Source organism: Eikenella longinqua, assembly GCF_001648355.1.
In the GTDB taxonomy this organism is placed as follows: Bacteria; Pseudomonadota; Gammaproteobacteria; order Burkholderiales; family Neisseriaceae; genus Eikenella; species Eikenella longinqua.
Genome location: NZ_LXSL01000020.1, coordinates 47461 through 64894 on the forward strand (window position 1 = coordinate 47461; position 17434 = coordinate 64894).

The window sequence follows — 17434 nt, forward strand, 5'->3', positions numbered from 1 at the left end:
GGAGGCTACCTGAAAATTTCAGGTAGCCTTTGGGTTACGTTTTTGCTTGGCGGAATCCGGTGTTTTGCTGTGCGGGAGCTCGGCTTGGGCTGCGCCAAGACGTTGTTTTAACTTCGTTGAAGCTCACGCTTTCAGGTAGCCTGTTTGCTGGGTGGGGAAGTGTTTTCAGATTATTTAACATGGTGATCTATCATCCACCCATATTCCTTGGTATCTGTAAGGCATCAATCCAGTTCCTTTCGGCTCAAACGGTTTATCCCTTAAATACAAGCGTTCCGGCATCTGCCGTTTGATATGCCATTCCAAATTGGCGGGGCGTCTGTCGAGGCTGAGGTCGAACGGCACCATCTGCCATTGGCCGTTGATGGCTTTGTATTGGGTGTAGGGGAAGCCGGGGCTCGGCCAATCGAAGCAGTATACGGATGTGACCACCACATACCATACGCCTTGCGCATCCCTGTCCAGCAGCACGGGGCGCCATCTGCTGTTCCACACGGGCGGCTTATCCAGCCCTTTGGCATCGAGCACAACCACTTCGTCTTTGCTCGGTTTGAAGTCGGCGCCTTCGGGGTTGTGGTTGATGTCGCCTTCCAAGGTGCGCCGCACCAGCACTACCGTGCCGTCGCCCAGCTGCACTTCTTCTTCCCAGCTGGCGCCGAGTTTGCCTTCGCCGCAGGCAGTGAGCAGAGCCAGCAGGCAGAACAGGCGGAGGAGTTTGGCGGGCATGGCGGCGTTCCTTTTGGTTTCGTGGGGTTGTTAGCTTCGCAGAAATTCGGTTTGGGTTGCGCTAAGACGTCGGCTCACTTCGTTGAAGTTTATTTTTCAGGTAGCCTCTAATCGCGCACGTAGATGGTTTCCACGTCGTAATCGTCGTCGTTCCAATCGTCTTCGTCTTCCGGCTCGGCGGGGGGCTGGTTGTGGCTGAGGGGGGAATCCATGCCGCATTCCCAGCGCAATACGGAGAGCAGGTGGTGGATGTCTTCGGGCAGGGGGGCTTCAAACTGCACGATTTGGCCGCTTTCGGGGTGGGTGAAGCTGAGGCGGTAGGCGTGCAGGGCTTGGCGGGCAAGCTGGCGCACGGCTTCTTTCACGGCTTCGGAGGCGGGGTGGCGCGGGTTGCCGTATACGGGGTCGGCGGCGAGGGGGTGGTTGGCTTCGCGCAGGTGCACGCGGATTTGGTGGGTGCGGCCGGTTTCGAGGGCGCATTCGATGTAGCTGTGGCTTTGGTAGCGTTCGAGCACTTTCACGTGGGTGACGGCTCTTTTGCCGCCGAATTCGACTACGGCCATTTTGAGGCGGTTGTGCGGGTCGCGGCCGATGAGGGTGTCGATTTTGCCGTCGAAGGGCACGATGCCGTCGGCCACGGCGCGGTAGATGCGTTTCACGCTGCGCGCTTGCAGCTGCTGCACGAGGCTGTTTTGCGCGGCGGGGGTTTTGGCCACCACCATCAGGCCGCTGGTGTCTTTGTCGAGGCGGTGCACGATGCCGGCGCGGGGCAGGGCGGAGAGCGCGGGGCAGTGGGCGAGCAGGCCGTTGAGCAGGGTGCCGCTCCAGTTGCCGGCGGCGGGGTGGACCACGAGGCCGGCGGGTTTGTTTAATACGATCACGCTGTCGTCTTCAAACACGATGTCCAGCGGCATGGGCTCGGGCTGGAAGGCTTGGGTTTCGTAGCTGGGCTGTATGTGCACTTCGAGCTTTTCGCCGCCGATGAGCCGCTCTTTGGGCAGGGCGCGCTCGCCGCCCAGCAATACGGCGCCGTCTTTAATCCAGGCGCTGAGGCGGCTGCGGGAATAGTCGGGCAGCAGTTTGGCCAGGGCGGCATCGAGCCGCTGGCCGGCCAAATCGGTGGGCACGGTTAAATTTATACAATTTTCCGCTTCTGCCTCTGCCGAAAAGTCGAAATCATCGTTATAATCGGCGTCGTTATTGCTATAGGAAGAAATGTTCTGCATGAAAAAGATTCTTTTGGTTACCGGGTTGGCGCTGATGCTGTCGGCCTGCTCCAGCACTTCCACCACCGCTGTGAGCAAAGATGCGCAGGTTACGCAGGATTGGTCGGTGGAAAAGCTGTATGCCGAGGCGCACGACGAAATGGAGAGCCGCAATTATAGCCGCTCGGTGCGCTTATATGAAATTCTGCGGGCGCGCTTCCCCAACACGCGCCAGGCGGTGCAGTCGCATTTGGATACCGCCTATGTGTATTACAAAGACGAGCAGCAGCCCCAGGCGCGGGCGCACATCGAGCAGTTCCTCAAGCTCTACCCCAATCACCCGAACACGGATTACGCGCTGTATCTGAAGGGCTTGATTGTGCTGAACCAAGATAAGTCCATCTTCAACAAGCTGGCCTCGCAGGATTGGTCCGATCGCGACCCGAAAGCCAACCGCGAAGCCTACCAAATCTTCAACGAGCTGGTTACCCGCTTCCCCGAAAGCAAATATGCCGCCGACGCCCGCGAGAAAATGGAACGCCTGGTGGACGCGCTGGGCGGCAACGAAATCGCCATCGCCCGCTACTATATGCAGCGCGGTGCCTATCTGGCCGCTGCCAACCGTGCCCAAGGCATCATCAGCCGCTATCAAAACACGCGCTACGTGGAAGAATCGCTCGCCATCATGATGACCGCCTACAAACGCCTCGGCCAGCAGCAGCTCAGCGACGACACCCGCCGCGTGCTGGCGCAAAACTTCCCGCAAAGCCCCTATTTGCAGAAAGACTGGCAGCCCGACGACATCCCGTGGTGGCGCTACTGGAAATAGTCTGCCCCTTTTGAGGCTACCTGAAAAAGTTTGTGCCGCCGAAACCGCATTGCCCGTTTTGGTTGCGCCGAAGCAAATGTTTTCAGGTAGCCTTTTCAACAGAAACGCTTTGCCTCAAAAAGGATATGCCATGAACAAACTCTCCCCCCTGTTTGCCGCCTGCCTGCTCGGCCTCTGCGCCGCAGCCAGTGCCGCCACCTACGAATGCACCGACCGCCAAGGCCGCCGCAGCTACACCTCCAGCCCCGTGCCCGGCGCCAACTGCCGCGCCGCCAACCTCGGCCGCGTCACCACCTATCCGGCACCCGCCCACAGCGCGCCCGCCGCCACCGATTACAGTAGCCCTGCCGCCGCCGCGCCCGCCCTGGTCGAATCTGCCGCCAACGAGAGCCAGCGCGCCGCCGCAGCCGAACGCCTGCGCCAAGCCCAGCAAAACCTGGAAGAGGGCCGCAAAGTGCGCTACGGCAACGAGCGCAACTACGCCCGCTATCTCGAGCGCGTGGGTAAGCTGGAAGAAGAAGTGAACCGCGCCCAGCAGGAAGTGAACAGCCTGAACAAATAAGCGCCTGCCGCTTCGCCGGTTTGGTTTTCAGGTAGCCTGAAGCGTTTGAAGGCTACCTGAAAAACCAGCGAAGCCGGTTTCCGGCCGGAATCCCGCCCTATTTTAGTTTTGCAGAAATTCAGCCTTGGCTATGCCAAGACATCGATTTAGCTTCGCTGAAGCTGACACTTTCAGGTAGCCTCATGCCCGCCATCCCCACGCACTACCGCAACCTGCGCGTGCCCGAAACCGCCACGGATCAGGAGATACGCGAGGCCTACCGCCGCCTGTCGAAACGCTACCACCCCGATTTCAACCCCGACAACGCCGAAGCCCTGCGCATCATGCAGCTGGTCAACAAGGCCTACGCCGTGCTCTCCGACCCCGAGCAGCGCAAACGGCACGACGCCTGGATTGCCGCCCAACGCCAGGCCAAAGCCGCCAGCCCGCTGCTGCAACGCGCCATCGCCTGGCGCAAACGGCAAAGCAACAAGCAATTCTGGCTGGTGCTCGGCATCGGCCTGCTGCTGGGCTTGCTGGTGTTGCAGGCATGGCGGTGGCTCGCCGGAGCGGGCGGCAACGCGCAGAAAAGCCCGCCCTCGGCCGTGGCGCAGCTGGCCGAGAGCGGCAAGGGCCAAGCCTACCAACGCCCCGCCCAAGCCCCCAATGGCAGCGCCTGGCCGTATTTTTCCGATTACATCGCCGGCTATCCCGTGGCCGCGCAAAACGGGCAATCCATCGCCAGCATCGCCAACCACGGCGCCGACCGCATGGTGGAGCTGCAAATGCAGCAAGACGGCACCTGGCAAAATATCCGCACCTTCTATATGCCCACACAGGGCTTCTTCACGCTATACGAGCTCGGCGCCGGCCAATACCGCCTGTTTTACATCGACTTAGACAGCGGCAAAAACACCCAAACCGCAGTTTGGCCGATTGAAAAACAAGGCGATTCGCCCGTGTACCCCGATGCCGGCATCGTGCTCCCGCCCACACCCTGAGGAACCATATGAGCGCATCCCCCGCCCCCAAATACACCGAAGAAACCGTATTGTGGGTGAAACGGCACACGCCGAAACTGATGAGTTTCGCCATCAGCCGACCCACCGAATACCGCTTTGCCGCCGGGCAGTTTTCCCGCCTCGGCTTCCCGCAGGATTCCGGCTTCATCTGGCGCGCCTATTCCGTGGTGTCCGCCGAATACGACGACACGCTGGAATACTTCGTGGTGCTGATTGAAGACGGCCCCATGTCGGCCAAATTCGCCGCCCTGCAAGAGGGCGACCGCATCCTGCTCGACAAAACCGCCACCGGCTTCCTGCTGCCCGAGCGTTTCCCCGACGGGCAGGACCTGATTATGCTGTGCACCGGCTCCGGCATCGCCCCCTTCCTTTCCATCTTGCAGCAGCCGCAGATTTGGCAGCGCTTCGAGCACTTGGCGCTGGCGCATTCCGTGTCCTATGCCGAAGAAGCCGTGTTCAACGAACGCATCCGTGCTTTGGCCGAACACCCGCTGGTGGGCGAGGATTTCCACAAGCTGCGCTTCGTGCCCGTGCTCACCCGCGAGCCGCAGGCCGGCGCGCTGCACAGCCGCCTGCCGCAGCTTTTGCAAGACGGCAGCCTCAGCCGCGCCTTCGGTTTGCCGTTTACCGCCGAGCGCAGCCGCTTCATGCTCTGCGGCAACCCGGCCATGGTGAAAGACACCTTCCAAGCCCTGCTCCAGCTCGGCTTTGCCATGCACCGCAACCGCATCCCCGGGCAGATTATGATGGAGAATGCGTTTTAATCTTGGATAACGATTGGTTGTGAGAAATAAGCAGGCTACCTGAAAACGGTTTTTCGTTTTTCAGGTAGCCTGAGTTTTTTACCAACCCAAATGTCCATCAATCCGAATATTGGATTACTTCAAGTCGTAATTTGGATTAATTCCAATGGATGTTATTACTTCATTAAACTCATTGATATGTTTGCTTTTATCTGTAATGACAAATTTATATTCTCCTCTAGGTAGGGTAAAGCACTCAAATTCAACAAGATAAGACTTATTTTTGTCATTTGTTATGGTGCCGCTCCATACGTTAGATACTTCATTAGTGTTGGTATATTCTTTATTTATTATTTCAATATTGTTTGAGTTGTATGCTACAACCTGAAATCTATAAACTTGTGTTTTTATATTATTATCTAGTCCTGAAAAGTTTCTTTGTATATTGTCGGCGGACTCATTGAAAATATAATTTCCTTTATCGTAGTCTTCACCAAATACCTTCTTCATTCCATCAATAAACTCTATATTCATATCAACACAGTATTGGTGTTTTAAATAAAAAGTTTTATTCAAAGTTACTTGCTTGTTTTGCCCTAAAGGAAAACTTATGTAGGAGGATGGTTGAATTCTTCCTAGAATTAATGCTCTACCGTAACCCCAACTTATTATTATATATGGAATTATTATTAAGATAGCTATGCTCCACAACCATGGGGAAAAGCGTTTTAGACGGCTTATTAGATGAGGAGAATGTTGAGAACCAGCCCCGATTGTTGGATCAGGCTTAGGTGTTGAAGGTTGCTGTTTATCCATCTCAAATTCCTTTTATCAGGATGATTGAAGTAAGGTGGGATAAGCTCAATCAGGTATTGCGCAGGCTACAGATAGCTTGCAACGATGATGTGTTATTTAAGGAGTACAAGTAAGGCTACCTGAAAACATCAGCTTCAGCGCAGTTAAAACGGGTTTTCGTTTTTCAGGTAGCCTTTTGCTGTGTGAGCGGGTGGGGTTTATTGGGCGGCCAGATCTTGCTGCAGGGCGGTTTGCAGCTCTTGTTGGCTGCACACGGCGGTGCCGAGCTTGGCCACGACCACGCCGGCGGCGGCGTTGGCGATGTGCATGGCTTGGCGCAGGTTGAGCTTGGCGGCCAAGGCGAGGCCCATGGTGGCGATCACGGTGTCGCCGGCGCCGGATACGTCGAACACTTCCTGTGCGCGGGTGGGCTGGTGGCTGATGTGGTCGGGCTCGTAGAGGCTCATGCCTTCTTCGCTGCGGGTGAGCAGCAGGGCGCTCAGTTGCAGGTGGCGGCGCAGGGCTTCGGCTTTTTCGGTAAGCTCGGCTTCGTTGCGCCAGGCGCCGACCACTTGGCGCAGTTCGCTGCGGTTGGGGGTGATGAGGTGGGCGCCGGCGTATTTTTCGTAGTCGTCGCCTTTGGGATCGACGAGCACGGGTTTGTGGTGGGCGCGGGCAAAGTCGATCATGTCGGCCACTTGGTGCAGGCAGCCTTTGCCGTAGTCGGAGAGGATGACGGCGTCGTAGCTGGGCAGCAGGCTGCGGTATTGCTGGTTGAGCTGCCGGAGCACGTGTTGGCCGGGGGTTTCTTCGAAATCGATGCGCAGGAGCTGCTGGTTGCGGGAGAGGACGCGCAGCTTGACGGTGGTGGCGATATCGGGATCGCGCTGGAGGAAGGTTTGCACGCCGTTGCTTTGGATGATGTTTTCCAGCTCGCGGGCGGCTTCGTCTTGCCCGACGATGGAAAGCAGGCCGACTTGGCCGCCGAGCGAGGCGATGTTGCGGGCCACGTTGCCGGCGCCGCCGGCGCGCTGGTCCATGCGCTCGATTTTGGCCACGGGCACGGGCGCTTCGGGGGAAATGCGCTCTACGCCGCCAAACCAGTAGCGGTCGAGCATGGTGTCGCCCACCACGAGGACACGGGCGGAAGCAAAGAGCCGGGGGAGGTGGTCGGGCAGGGGGGCGGTCATGGTGGAATCCTTTGCGGCGGGGCGGTGTGGGAGGGGGTTTCAGGTAGCCTGAATGCGGCTTGGGGCTACCTGAAAATTATGTGCCGGGCATGCATACCCAGCCTACCGGCCAAACATTATTGCCGATGTTGCTGCACAAACCGCAATTCGTTTCGGGCGGTTTGGTCGTTCGGGTTCAGTTGCAGGGCTTGGCGGTAGTGGCGTTCGGCGGCCTGCCATTGGCCGCGTTCCACTGCGGCGTAGCCTAGGCCGCGCAAGGCCATGCCTTGGAAATAGACTGTCTGCGCCCGGTCGGGCAGCGTTTTGGCGGCTTCGTGCAAACGGTTAAACAGGCGGTTGGCGGCGGCAAAATCTTTTTGCGCGTTGGCCACTTGCCCGCGTTCGCTTAAAAACTGCGGCTCGTAGGGGGCGATTTTCAGGGCGGCATCCAAATCTGCCGCCGCTGCGGCGTAGTTTCTCTGCTCCACATAAACGAAGGCGCGCAGATAACGCGGCATCAGCCATTCGGCGGATACGACTTCTGTGTCTTGCCTGCGGTTGGCGGCTTCGCCCAGCAGCAGGAGGGCGTGCGCCTGATTGCCGGCGGCACGCACGTTGCGGTGGGCGCGCAGCTTGGCATCGGCTTGGGCAACCAGGCGGTTTAGCATCGGCAGGGCTTGGGCGCTTTGGTGGCGCTGGATTAAGGCGGCGGCCTGCGACAATTCGCGCTGCATGTTTTCAGGTAGCCTGCTCGGCGCTTGGGCTTGGGCGGGCGGTGGGGCAGCACGCACTATTTGCGAGGGTGGGGCGGCGTGGGCGCTTGGCGCCAGCAGCAAAATGGGGAGGACTAGGGCGAGCAGGTGTGGTTTCATGGCTGGGTGTCCGTTAGGTGGATGGTATGCCCGATGGTTTTCGCAATGTGGGGCTACCTGAAAATGATGTGCTGTCGGTTTTCAGGTAGCCTTTGGCTTGGCAGGAGGCTACCTGAAAACGGGTGGAAACTATTCGCCCATGGCGGCCAGCAGTTCGGCCTGGTGTTCAGCCACCAGGGCGTTGGTGATTTCTTCCATGTCGCCGTCCATCACGAAATCGAGCTTGTGCAGGGTGAGGTTGATGCGGTGGTCGGTGATGCGGCCTTGGGGGTAGTTGTAGGTGCGGATGCGTTCGCTGCGGTCGCCGCTGCCGATGAGGGATTTGCGTTCGGCGGCTTCTTTGGCTTGGGCTTCGCGCTTTTGTTTGTCGTTGAGCCGGGCGGCGAGCACTTTCATGGCTTGGGCTTTGTTGGCGTGCTGGCTGCGGCCGTCTTGACATTCGACCACCATGCCGGTGGGCAGGTGGGTGATGCGGATGGCGGAGTCGGTTTTGTTGATGTGCTGGCCGCCGGCGCCGGAGGCGCGGAAGGTGTCGATGCGCAGCTCGGCGGGGTTGAGCTGGATTTCTTCGAGCTCGTCGGCTTCGGGCATCACGGCCACGGTGCAGGCGGAGGTGTGGATGCGGCCTTGGCTTTCGGTGGCGGGCACGCGCTGCACGCGGTGGCCGCCGCTTTCGAATTTGAGCCGGCCGTAGGCGCCGATGCCGGCGATGCGGGCGATGACTTCTTTGTAGCCGCCGAGGTCGCTTTCGTTGGCGGAAACGATTTCTACCTGCCAGCGGTTGCGTTCGGCAAAGCGGGTGTACATGCGCAAGAGGTCGGCGGCGAAAAGGGCGGCTTCGTCGCCGCCGGTGCCGGCGCGGATTTCGAGGAAGATGTTTTTGCCGTCGTCTTCGTCTTTGGGCAGCAGGAGCTTTTGCAGCTCGGTGTCGAGGCTGCTGATTTTGGCTTTGGCGGCTTCGATTTCTTCGGCGGCGAAGTCTTTCATTTCGGGGTCGGAAAGCATGTCTTCGGCGTCGGCAAGGTCGCTTTCGGCCTGGCGGTATTGGCGGTAGGCTTCGACCACGGGGGTGAGCTCGGCGTGCTCTTGGTTAAGCTGGCGGAAGCGGGAAATATCGGCGGTGGCTTCGGGGGTGCTGAGCAGGGCGGTAACTTCTTCGAGCCGCTCGGAAAGGGATTGGAGTTTGCTTAAAACGGAGGGTTTCATGTGGGGCTTTCAAACAATTTTCAGGTAGCCTCAAACAATGGAAGAGGCTACCTGAAAAGGATTATAGCAAATGCGGCGGTGTTTGCCGCTGCGGCCTACATGCGGCTGAGTTCGCGCTGCAGGGCTTGGATGTTTTGCTGGCGGTCGAGCACGTCGCTTTGCAGGCTGCTCACGCGGGCTTGGTGGGCGGCGTAGGCGGCTTGGTCGCCTTTGGGCAGGGTGCGGCTTTCGGTGAGGGCTTTTTGCGCGTCGGCCAGGGCGCGGCGTTCGTTGGCCAGCTCTTGCTCGAGAATCAGGCGGCGGCCGCTGTTGGTGCGGCCGGAGGGGGCGGCGGCCACGGGTGCGGCGGGCGCGGGGGCGCGGTATACGGCGGCCTGCGGGCTGCCGGCGCTGACCCGCGGCTGGGCGGGTGCGGCGGCCACGGGCGCCGGGGCGGGGCGGGCACGCGGGCGGGGTGCGGCGGTGTAGCGGCCGATGCTGGGCAGGTCGGCGCGTTGGCAGCCGGGGCCGGGTTTGTTGCTGTAGCTGCCGTTGCCGCAGTTATATACGGGGGAAGCGCTTGCGCTGAGGCAGGCGAGGGCGAAAATGGTAAGTAGCGATGATTTCTGCATGTTATTTTCCCTTTTCTGGCAATGGCTGGCCGAATTCCTGCTCGACTGCCTGATAGACGGCTTCGAGTTCTTCTTGCAGGGCGAGCCAGCTTTCTTCTGTTTGGCTTAATTGTACTTTGACTTCGGCTGTTTTGGCTAAGTATTGGTGCAATTTGGCTTTATTGTGTTCCTTATATGCTTCTTCGGAGGCGAGGAAGGCTTCGCATTCGGCTTGTTCGGCGGAAAGTTTGGCGAGGAGCTGCTCGGCGTGTTCGATTTTCTGCTGGATGGGTTTGCTGCGTTGGGCGCGTTGTTGGCGGATTTGGGCGGCGAGGCGTTTTTCGTCTTTGCGGTTTTGGCTGGCGGCGGAGGCGGGCGGGGCGGCTTCGGGGTTGGTTTGGGCAAGGCGCAGGCGGCGGTAGTCGTTGAGGTCGCCTTCGAAGGTTTTCAGGTGGCCTTGGTCGATGAGCAGGAAGCTGTCGGTGGTGGCTTCGAGCAGGCTGCGGTCGTGGGAGACGACGATGAGTGCGCCTTGGAAGCTTTGCAGGGCGAGGGTGAGGGCGTGGCGCATGTCGAGGTCGAGGTGGTTGGTGGGTTCGTCGAGCAGGAGGAGGTTGGGCTGCTGCCAAACGATGATGGCCAGGGCGAGGCGGGCTTTTTCGCCGCCGGAGAAGGGGGCGATGGGCTGGACGGCCATGTCGCCGGCGAAGTCGAAGCCGCCGAGGAAGTTGCGGATGTCTTGCTCTTTGGCTTCGGGACTGAGGCGCTGGATGTGCCAGAGGGGGCTTTGGTCGGCGCGGAGGGTGTCGAGCTGGTGTTGGGCGAAGTAGCCGATTTTGAGTTTGTCGGCGCGGATGATTTGGCCGCTTTGGGGCTCAAGGCTACCTGAAAGGGCTTTGATGAAGGTGGATTTGCCGCTGCCGTTAACGCCGAGCAGGCCGAGGCGGGCGCCGCTTTCGAGGGAGAGGCTGATTTGCCGCAGGATGGTTTGGCCGCTGTAGCCGAGGCTGACTTGGTCGAGCTTGATCAGGGGGTTGGGCAGGTGCTCGGGCGGGGGGAAGCTGAAGCTGAAGCTGCTGTCGAGGTGGGCGGGGGCGACGAGCTCGAGTTTGGCGAGGGCTTTGATGCGGCTTTGGGCTTGTTTGGCTTTGGTGGCTTTGGCTTTGAAGCGGTCGATGAAGGATTGGAGGTGTTGGATGTGGGCTTGCTGTTTGACGTAGGCGGCTTGCTGGTTGGCGAGGCGTTGGGCGCGTTGCTGCTGGTAGAAGTCGTAGTTGCCGCTGTAGCTGTGGAGCTGGCGTTGGGCGAGCTCGATGGTGTGGTTGGTGGCGGCGTTGAGGAAGTCGCGATCGTGGGAGATGATGATTTGGGTGCAGGGCAGGGCGGCGAGGTGGTTTTCCAGCCAGAGGACGGTTTCTAAGTCGAGGTGGTTGGTGGGCTCGTCGAGCAGGAGGAGGTCGGCGCGGCACATGAGGGCTTGGGCGAGGTTGAGGCGCATGCGCCAGCCGCCGGAAAAGGCTTTGACGGGGCGGCTGTGTTCGGCTTGGGAAAAACCGAGCCCGCTGAGCAGTTTGGCAGCGCGGGCGGGGGCGGTGTAGGCGTTGATTTCTTCGAGCTTGGCGTGGTATTCGGCGATGGCGTGACCGTTGTTTTGCTCTTCGGCTGCTTTGAGGGCTACCTGAAAAGTTTGCAGCTCGGCATCGCCTTGCAATACGTAGTCTAAGGCGCTGGTGTCGAGGGCGGGGGTGTCTTGGGCGACGGCGGCGAGTTTCCAATGCGGGGGCAGGCGGATTTCGCCGGCGTCGGCGCCGATTTCGCCTTTGATGAGGGCGAAAAGGCTGGATTTGCCGCTGCCGTTTTTGCCGATGAGGCCGACGCGGCGGCCGGGGGGGATGCGGGCGGTGGCTTGTTCGAGCAGGATTTTGTGGCCGCGCTGGAGGGTGAGGCGGGTGATTTCTATCATGTTGTGTTGGTGTGTTGGAAAAAGGTTGGGCAGCCGATGGGCTACCTGAAAAAGGCTACCTGAAAAGTTCTGCGCGCGGGCGAACGGGTTTCAGGTAGCCTTTGTGCGGGTGCACGGCTAACGGTTGAGCTCGAGGGCCAGGAAGAGCTTGCTGCTGCCGCGCTGGATGAGCAGGGCGACGGCGCTGTCGGCGTGGTTTAGGGCTTGGCTGAAGCTGTTTTCGTCGCTTACGGCGGTGCGGTTTACCATGAGGATGATGTCGCCGCGGCGCAGGCCAGCACGCTGGGCGGGGCCGCTGGCTTGCAATACGAGCAGGCCTTGGCTGTGACTGCGCAGTTGCAGGCCGGTGAGCTCGGAGCTGAAGCCGGCGCTGTTGTCGGTTTTGCGCTCGCTGCCGGGGCGGGCGGCGTTGTCGGCGGTGTTGGTGCTGCCGGAGCCGAGGGTGACTTGCACGTCTTCGCGGCGGCCGTTGCGCCAGATGCCAAGGGTGAGGCGGGTGCCGGGCGTCATCATGCCCACGAGCACAGGCAAGTCGCTGGAGGCTTTTACGCTTTCGCCGTTCACGCTCTGCACGATGTCGCCAGGCTGTAGGCCGGCTTTGTCGGCGGGGCCTCCGGGAATCACCTGCGAAATCAGGGCGCCGTTGGCGGCTTCGAGGCCGAAGGATTTTGCCAGGTCGTAGTTGACTTCCTGAATCACCACGCCGATGCGGCCGCGCTCCACTTTGCCGTTGCGGCGCAGCTGGTCGGCCACGTTCATGGCCACGTCGATCGGGATGGCGAAGGAGATGCCCATGAAACCGCCCGATTGGCTATAAATCTGCGAGTTCACTCCCACCACCTGCCCGCGCAGGTTAAACAAAGGGCCGCCAGAGTTGCCAGGGTTGATGGCCACGTCGGTTTGGATGAAGGGGGTGTAGTTTTCATTGGGCAGGCTGCGGCCTTTGGCGGATACGATACCGGAGGTGACGCTGTTGTCGAAGCCGAAGGGTGCGCCGATGGCGGCCACCCATTCGCCCACGCGCAGGTCTTTGGGATTGCCGATTTTCACGGTGGGCAGGTTTTGCGCGTCGATTTTCAAAAGGGCGATGTCGGTTTGCGTGTCGGAGCCGACCAGGCGGGCGGTGTATTCGCGGCGGTTGTTGAGCATCACTTTGATGTTGTTCATGCCGCTGAGCACGTGGGTGTTGGTGAGGATATAGCCATCGGCGCTGATGAGGAAGCCGGAGCCGAAGTTGTATTCGTCTTCGTCGGATTCTATTTGGTCGGACTGGTTGGGCTGGAGGCGTTTGAAAAATTCGGAGAAGGCATCGTTTTCCGGCAGTTGGTCGAAGCCGTCTTGGCCGGAGGCGGTTTGCGCTTCGTCGCTGCGGCTGGCTTGGATATTGACCACGGTGCCGCCTTCTTGCTCGACCAGTTTGGTGAAGTCGGGCAGCAGCATATCGGCGGCACCGCTGCCTGCCGGTGCGCTAACGGTTTTCACGAAGGGGGTGTCGCCGGAATCGGCAGCATCGTCGCGGCCGCATCCGTTTAACAGGAGCAGGGCGGCGAGGATGGGCAGGAGGAGGCGGGCGGCGGGTTTCGGCATGATGGGAAATGAAAATGGGGGAAACAACGGTAGCGGGATTGTAGCCCAAGCTCGGGCTTGAAGCCAGTTTGGCGTTGTGATTTCAAGGTTTTGCGTTTTCAGGTAGCCTGCCGGACGGCAGAGGCTACCTGAAAAATATTTCGGTGGGCTGTTTTCGGGAATGATGTGAAATCATGCCGTGCAAACGCAAAAAGACAGGCAGCTACCTGTCTTTCTTCGGGAAACAGCCGATTAGGCCGGCTGGATGTTGGAGGCTTGCTTACCTTTGGGGCCGGTGGTTACTTCGAAAGAAACTTTCTGGCCTTCTTTCAAGGTTTTGAAGCCGTTCATGTTGATTGCGGAGAAGTGGGCGAACAAATCTTCGCCGCCTTCGTCGGGGGTAATGAAACCGAAGCCTTTAGCGTCGTTAAACCATTTAACAGTACCAGTTGCCATACTAAACATCCTATCTAAAAAACAAAAATCAAAAAAGCAGGTTGGCAAAGCAGGAAAACGACTGTGTTGGGTTAAACGGTTAGTTCAGCTGCTGAACCGGAAGATTCCGGCCTGCCGCACTTGCGGGGGTAAGTGTCGCGCAGGCTGGCTTAACAGTCAAGTAATGTTTGAATAATAACGTTAAAAATCGCAAAAAACAGACAGAAAAACGAGCTTTTGCCCTGATTTTGTTTTCTGCCGTATCGTTGAATATAATTTGCAGGCATTATCTGTTAATTGGCGGCGGGATGGCTGCCGGGGAAAACGCAAAACGGGCGTATCGGTGTAAAATGCCCTGTATTTTATTGAATAATAAAAATTATGTCAGATACCAAACAGGCGGTGAAGCCGCAGCTCGACCAGCAGCCGCTGCCGCCACCCAAGCAATACGGTGTGTTTTTGTTGAACGACGACTACACGCCGATGGATTTTGTGGTCATGCTGCTGGTGGATGTGTTCAGGCTACCTGAAAACCTGGCGGAAGCGGTGATGCTGCAAGTGCATCACGAAGGCAAAGGACTGTGCGGCGTTTATCAGAAAGATATTGCTGACACCAAACACCAGCAAGTGCAAAACCTGGCCCGGCAGGCAGGCCATCCGCTGCTGTGCACGGTTGAGGAGGTGTGATTATGCTGTCGAAAGAACTGGAAAGTATTTTGCAGGTGATTTATGCCGACGCCCGCTCGCAGCGGTATGAGTTTATCGGCATCGAGCACCTGCTGCTCTCGCTGATGCAGGAGAGCGACGAGGTGCGCGCCGTGCTGAAAGAATGCGGCGTGAACATCCCGCTGCTGGCCGAACAGCTGGCCATCAGCATCGAGGAAAACACGCCCATCCTGCCCGAAGACTCGCCCGAATCGGGCGAAACCCAGCCCACGCTCGGCTTCCAGCGCGTGATCCAGCGGGCGATTGTGCACGTGCAGTCGGCCGGCAAGCGGCAGGTGATGCCGGTGGACGTGCTGGTGGCGCTGATGTCGGAAAAAAACAGCCATGCCGTGTATTTCCTCGGCCTGCAAGCCGTGGGGCGCAGCGAGATTCTGAATTTTGTGGCGCACGGCATCGTGCCCGAACGCCTGGCCGACACCGAAAAAGCCGAAGGCGAAGCCGAGCCGGATGAAGAAGGCGAAAACAAACCCATCCGCCATGCGCTGGCCAAATACACCGTGAACCTAAACGTGGAAGCGCGCGAAGGCCGCATCGACGCCTTGGTGGGTCGCGGCATGGAAATGGAACGCCTCATGCAAACCCTGTGCCGCCGCCGCAAGAACAACCCGCTCTTGGTGGGCGAGGCCGGCGTGGGCAAAACCGCGCTGGCCGAAGGTCTGGCCTACCGATTGGAACACGGTGACGTGCCCGAAGCGCTGGCCGGCGCCACCGTGTTTGCACTCGATATGGGCTCGCTCCTGGCCGGCACCAAATACCGCGGCGATTTTGAAGCCCGCATCAAAGCCGTGCTCAAAGAGCTGGCCAAAATCGAACATTCCATCCTGTTTATCGACGAAATCCACACCATCATCGGCGCGGGCAGCACCACCGGCAGTACCATGGATGCTTCCAACTTGCTCAAGCCCGCCCTTTCCAAAGGCCACCTGCGCTGCATCGGCGCCACTACCTACGACGAATACCGCACTATCTTCGCTAAAGACCACGCCCTCAGCCGCCGCTTCCAGAAAATCGACGTGGCCGAGCCCAGTGTGGCCGAAACCGTGGAAATCCTCAAAGGCCTGCAACCCGCGCTCGAATCCTTCCACAAAATCCGCTTCTCCCAGCACGCCCTCAGCGCCGCCGCCGAGCTTTCCGTGCGCTACCTGAACGACCGCTTCCTGCCCGACAAAGCCATCGACCTCATCGACGAAGCCGCCGCCGCCCAGCGCATCCTGCCCGGCGACAAACGGCGCGATGTGATTGAAGCCGCGCAGATAGAAGAAGTGGTGGCCAAAATCGCCCGCATTCCCGAGCAGACCGTATCCAAAGACGACAAAGAAGTGCTGCGCCACCTCGAGCGCAACCTGAAAAACATGGTGTTCGGCCAAGATGCCGCCATCGAAGCGCTGGCCGCTGCCATCAAAATGTCGCGCTCCGGCCTTGGGCAAACGGAAAAACCCATCGGCAGCTTCCTGTTTTCCGGCCCTACCGGCGTGGGCAAAACCGAAGTTGCCCGCCAGCTTGCCTATATTCTGGGCGTGCCGCTGCAACGCTTCGATATGTCCGAATACATGGAGCGCCACGCTGTGGCCCGGCTCATCGGCGCACCGCCCGGCTATGTCGGTTTCGAGCAGAGCGGCCTGCTCACCGAAGCCGTAAACAAACAGCCCTTCTGCGTGCTGCTTCTAGACGAAATCGAAAAAGCCCACCCGGATGTGCACAATATCTTGTTGCAAATCATGGACTACGGCACGCTCACCGACAACAACGGCCGCAAAACCGACTTCCGCAACACCATCGTCATCATGACCACCAATGCCGGCGCCGAAAGCCTCAGCCGCCCCGTGCTCGGCTTCACCCGCCAGCGCATGAGCGGCGACGAGGGCGAAGCGCTGAAAAAAGCCTTCACCCCCGAATTCCGCAACCGCCTCGACGCCGTGATTTCCTTCGCCCCGCTCGATAACGAAATCATCGCCAAGGTAACCGACAAATTCCTGCTCGCGCTGGAGCAGCAGCTCTTGGCAAAAAACGTGGAAGCCCACTTCACCACCGGCCTGCGCAGCTATCTGGCCGAGCAGGGCTTCGACCCGCAAATGGGCGCCCGCCCCATGCAGCGGCTGATTCAAGACAAAATCCGCCGCGTGCTGGCCGACGAGCTGCTCTTCGGCCGCTTGAGCAAAGGTGGCGAAGTGACCATCGGCTACGACACGAAAGGAGACAAGGTGACGCTCTCCTTCTCCGCCGCCAAAACCAAACGCGGCAGAGTGGTGGACGCCGGCAGCTGAGGCGGATGGGTGCGATACAATTTTTCAGGTAGCCTCTATCCGGTAAGAGGCTACCTGAAAACATAATAACGCCATTAAATTAAATGGTTATATGGAAGGTGGTATGAAGAAATACCTAAATATTGCCGCAATATTGGCAGCTGGTTTGCTGGCCGCGTGTTCGCCATCCACCCCAGCACAAGAAGCTGCGGCTGCAAGCGGACAGCAGGCGGTAAGCTCGCCTATGCCATTGAGTGTGGCTTCTACGGCAGCCTCTAGTGTCCCTGCTTCCTTGGTAGAAGATAGAGAGTTGGTTATATTTGCCGACGGTCTGGCAAAAGACGATTCGCTGGTGTTGGATATGTGGCTGTTTCCCCCTGATGTCTTGACGGAAGCTCCGGTAACGGTTGAAGACATGAAAAGAGGGGCTTATGGCGGCGATATATCCGGCCATTACCGTACCGCCGATCGCGAAAAAATCCTGCCGATTTTCCGGTTTCTTATGGCGCAATACCGCCAATCCAAAATCCGGGCGGCTCACGAAGGGGATGAAAAACTTTTTTCACTCAGCCGCGCTTGGCTGGAGTTTTGCAGCCGCCAAACCGGCGACTGCCTAGTTGCCAATATTTCCTCCGGGCTGCAATGGCGCGATGCCAGGCTTGAGTTCCAGTTTCAAACCCGCCCGTACGGCAGTGTGGCCAAAATCTACGGGCTCGGTGAGCTGGAAAGCAAGTCGTTCAGGCCACTGATACAGCGTGTGTTTTGATTTTGCTTTGGTAAAACCGGTTTCTATTTTCCCCTGC

The 17434-nt window shown here is 59.1% G+C and carries 17 protein-coding genes; 7 read left to right on the forward strand and 10 right to left on the reverse strand.

Annotated features, from left to right (window positions below):
• Positions 1-174: 174 nt before the first annotated feature.
• Together A7P95_RS05980 and rluD are read right to left on the reverse strand one after the other, a co-directional pair.
• A complete protein-coding gene (locus tag A7P95_RS05980; RefSeq protein WP_067592618.1) occupies positions 175-726 on the reverse strand; it encodes a hypothetical protein in 552 nt (183 codons plus the stop codon).
• Positions 727-833: 107 nt separating this feature from the next.
• A complete protein-coding gene (gene rluD / locus A7P95_RS05985) occupies positions 834-1952 on the reverse strand; it encodes a 23S rRNA pseudouridine(1911/1915/1917) synthase RluD (protein ID WP_067592736.1) in 1119 nt (372 codons plus the stop codon).
• Here rluD and A7P95_RS05990 point away from each other — a divergent pair.
• From A7P95_RS05990 to A7P95_RS06005, 4 genes are all read left to right on the forward strand, one after another.
• Positions 1951-2760: an outer membrane protein assembly factor BamD gene (locus A7P95_RS05990; RefSeq protein WP_067592620.1), complete on the forward strand. Its 810-nt coding sequence runs from the start codon at positions 1951-1953 to the stop codon at positions 2758-2760. The genes rluD and A7P95_RS05990 overlap by 2 nt on opposite strands.
• A gap of 130 nt (positions 2761-2890) precedes the next feature.
• Positions 2891-3322, forward strand: coding sequence for a DUF4124 domain-containing protein (locus tag A7P95_RS05995; RefSeq protein WP_067592623.1), 432 nt, complete (start codon positions 2891-2893; stop codon positions 3320-3322).
• A gap of 182 nt (positions 3323-3504) precedes the next feature.
• Entirely contained in the window at positions 3505-4302 is a 798-nt protein-coding gene (locus A7P95_RS06000) for a J domain-containing protein (RefSeq protein ID WP_067592626.1), read from the forward strand.
• 8 nt (positions 4303-4310) lie between these two features.
• Positions 4311-5087 carry a ferredoxin--NADP reductase gene (locus tag A7P95_RS06005; RefSeq protein ID WP_067592629.1) on the forward strand — a complete coding sequence of 259 codons (777 nt, stop codon included), beginning with the start codon at positions 4311-4313 and terminating at the stop codon, positions 5085-5087.
• Between the two features lie 114 nt (positions 5088-5201).
• Here A7P95_RS06005 and A7P95_RS11640 read toward each other — a convergent pair whose 3' ends face one another.
• The 8 genes from A7P95_RS11640 to A7P95_RS06045 all read right to left on the reverse strand — a co-directional run bounded on the left by A7P95_RS11640 (position 5202) and on the right by A7P95_RS06045 (position 13683).
• Entirely contained in the window at positions 5202-5882 is a 681-nt protein-coding gene (locus A7P95_RS11640) for a hypothetical protein (protein ID WP_156503523.1), read from the reverse strand.
• Between the two features lie 197 nt (positions 5883-6079).
• Positions 6080-7051: a D-glycero-beta-D-manno-heptose-7-phosphate kinase gene (gene rfaE1, locus A7P95_RS06015; RefSeq protein WP_067592635.1), complete on the reverse strand. Its 972-nt coding sequence runs from the start codon at positions 7049-7051 to the stop codon at positions 6080-6082.
• Between the two features lie 116 nt (positions 7052-7167).
• Positions 7168-7902, reverse strand: coding sequence for a tetratricopeptide repeat protein (locus tag A7P95_RS06020; RefSeq protein WP_082890748.1), 735 nt, complete (start codon positions 7900-7902; stop codon positions 7168-7170).
• A gap of 129 nt (positions 7903-8031) precedes the next feature.
• Positions 8032-9108 (reverse strand): peptide chain release factor 1, encoded by a 1077-nt coding sequence (gene prfA, locus A7P95_RS06025; protein WP_067592641.1) that lies wholly within the window; start codon positions 9106-9108, stop codon positions 8032-8034.
• A gap of 95 nt (positions 9109-9203) precedes the next feature.
• Positions 9204-9719, reverse strand: a complete 516-nt coding sequence (locus tag A7P95_RS06030; protein ID WP_067592644.1) for a hypothetical protein — start codon at positions 9717-9719, stop codon at positions 9204-9206.
• A 1-nt stretch (position 9720) separates the two neighbouring features.
• Positions 9721-11661, reverse strand: a complete 1941-nt coding sequence (locus A7P95_RS06035) for an ATP-binding cassette domain-containing protein (protein WP_067592647.1) — start codon at positions 11659-11661, stop codon at positions 9721-9723.
• A 117-nt stretch (positions 11662-11778) separates the two neighbouring features.
• Positions 11779-13248, reverse strand: coding sequence for a DegQ family serine endoprotease (locus A7P95_RS06040; RefSeq protein ID WP_067592649.1), 1470 nt, complete (start codon positions 13246-13248; stop codon positions 11779-11781).
• 231 nt (positions 13249-13479) lie between these two features.
• Positions 13480-13683, reverse strand: a complete 204-nt coding sequence (locus A7P95_RS06045; protein ID WP_003822547.1) for a cold-shock protein — start codon at positions 13681-13683, stop codon at positions 13480-13482.
• Between the two features lie 360 nt (positions 13684-14043).
• Here A7P95_RS06045 and clpS point away from each other — a divergent pair, with 360 nt between their 5' ends.
• The 3 genes from clpS to A7P95_RS06060 all read left to right on the forward strand — a co-directional run bounded on the left by clpS (position 14044) and on the right by A7P95_RS06060 (position 17397).
• Positions 14044-14349, forward strand: coding sequence for an ATP-dependent Clp protease adapter ClpS (gene clpS / locus A7P95_RS06050; protein WP_067592651.1), 306 nt, complete (start codon positions 14044-14046; stop codon positions 14347-14349).
• Positions 14350-14351: 2 nt separating this feature from the next.
• On the forward strand, positions 14352-16652 hold the full coding sequence (gene clpA, locus A7P95_RS06055) for an ATP-dependent Clp protease ATP-binding subunit ClpA (protein WP_067592654.1): 2301 nt from the start codon (positions 14352-14354) through the stop codon (positions 16650-16652).
• Between the two features lie 103 nt (positions 16653-16755).
• Complete coding sequence (locus A7P95_RS06060) at positions 16756-17397, forward strand: hypothetical protein (protein WP_067592657.1); 642 nt, start codon at positions 16756-16758, stop codon at positions 17395-17397.
• The last annotated feature ends 37 nt before the right edge of the window (positions 17398-17434 follow it).

What these genes read in the sequence shown, in the direction of transcription:
- A7P95_RS05980 (WP_067592618.1), bottom strand. Translation starts at nt 726, where the DNA reads ATGCCCGCCAAACTCCTCCGCCTGTTCTGCCTGCTGGCTCTGCTCACT.
- A7P95_RS05990 (WP_067592620.1), top strand. Translation starts at nt 1,951, where the DNA reads ATGAAAAAGATTCTTTTGGTTACCGGGTTGGCGCTGATGCTGTCGGCC.
- rluD (WP_067592736.1), bottom strand. Translation starts at nt 1,952, where the DNA reads ATGCAGAACATTTCTTCCTATAGCAATAACGACGCCGATTATAACGAT.
- A7P95_RS05995 (WP_067592623.1), top strand. Translation starts at nt 2,891, where the DNA reads ATGAACAAACTCTCCCCCCTGTTTGCCGCCTGCCTGCTCGGCCTCTGC.
- A7P95_RS06000 (WP_067592626.1), top strand. Translation starts at nt 3,505, where the DNA reads ATGCCCGCCATCCCCACGCACTACCGCAACCTGCGCGTGCCCGAAACC.
- A7P95_RS06005 (WP_067592629.1), top strand. Translation starts at nt 4,311, where the DNA reads ATGAGCGCATCCCCCGCCCCCAAATACACCGAAGAAACCGTATTGTGG.
- A7P95_RS11640 (WP_156503523.1), bottom strand. Translation starts at nt 5,882, where the DNA reads ATGGATAAACAGCAACCTTCAACACCTAAGCCTGATCCAACAATCGGG.
- rfaE1 (WP_067592635.1), bottom strand. Translation starts at nt 7,051, where the DNA reads ATGACCGCCCCCCTGCCCGACCACCTCCCCCGGCTCTTTGCTTCCGCC.
- A7P95_RS06020 (WP_082890748.1), bottom strand. Translation starts at nt 7,902, where the DNA reads ATGAAACCACACCTGCTCGCCCTAGTCCTCCCCATTTTGCTGCTGGCG.
- prfA (WP_067592641.1), bottom strand. Translation starts at nt 9,108, where the DNA reads ATGAAACCCTCCGTTTTAAGCAAACTCCAATCCCTTTCCGAGCGGCTC.
- A7P95_RS06030 (WP_067592644.1), bottom strand. Translation starts at nt 9,719, where the DNA reads ATGCAGAAATCATCGCTACTTACCATTTTCGCCCTCGCCTGCCTCAGC.
- A7P95_RS06035 (WP_067592647.1), bottom strand. Translation starts at nt 11,661, where the DNA reads ATGATAGAAATCACCCGCCTCACCCTCCAGCGCGGCCACAAAATCCTG.
- A7P95_RS06040 (WP_067592649.1), bottom strand. Translation starts at nt 13,248, where the DNA reads ATGCCGAAACCCGCCGCCCGCCTCCTCCTGCCCATCCTCGCCGCCCTG.
- A7P95_RS06045 (WP_003822547.1), bottom strand. Translation starts at nt 13,683, where the DNA reads ATGGCAACTGGTACTGTTAAATGGTTTAACGACGCTAAAGGCTTCGGT.
- clpS (WP_067592651.1), top strand. Translation starts at nt 14,044, where the DNA reads ATGTCAGATACCAAACAGGCGGTGAAGCCGCAGCTCGACCAGCAGCCG.
- clpA (WP_067592654.1), top strand. Translation starts at nt 14,352, where the DNA reads ATGCTGTCGAAAGAACTGGAAAGTATTTTGCAGGTGATTTATGCCGAC.
- A7P95_RS06060 (WP_067592657.1), top strand. Translation starts at nt 16,756, where the DNA reads ATGAAGAAATACCTAAATATTGCCGCAATATTGGCAGCTGGTTTGCTG.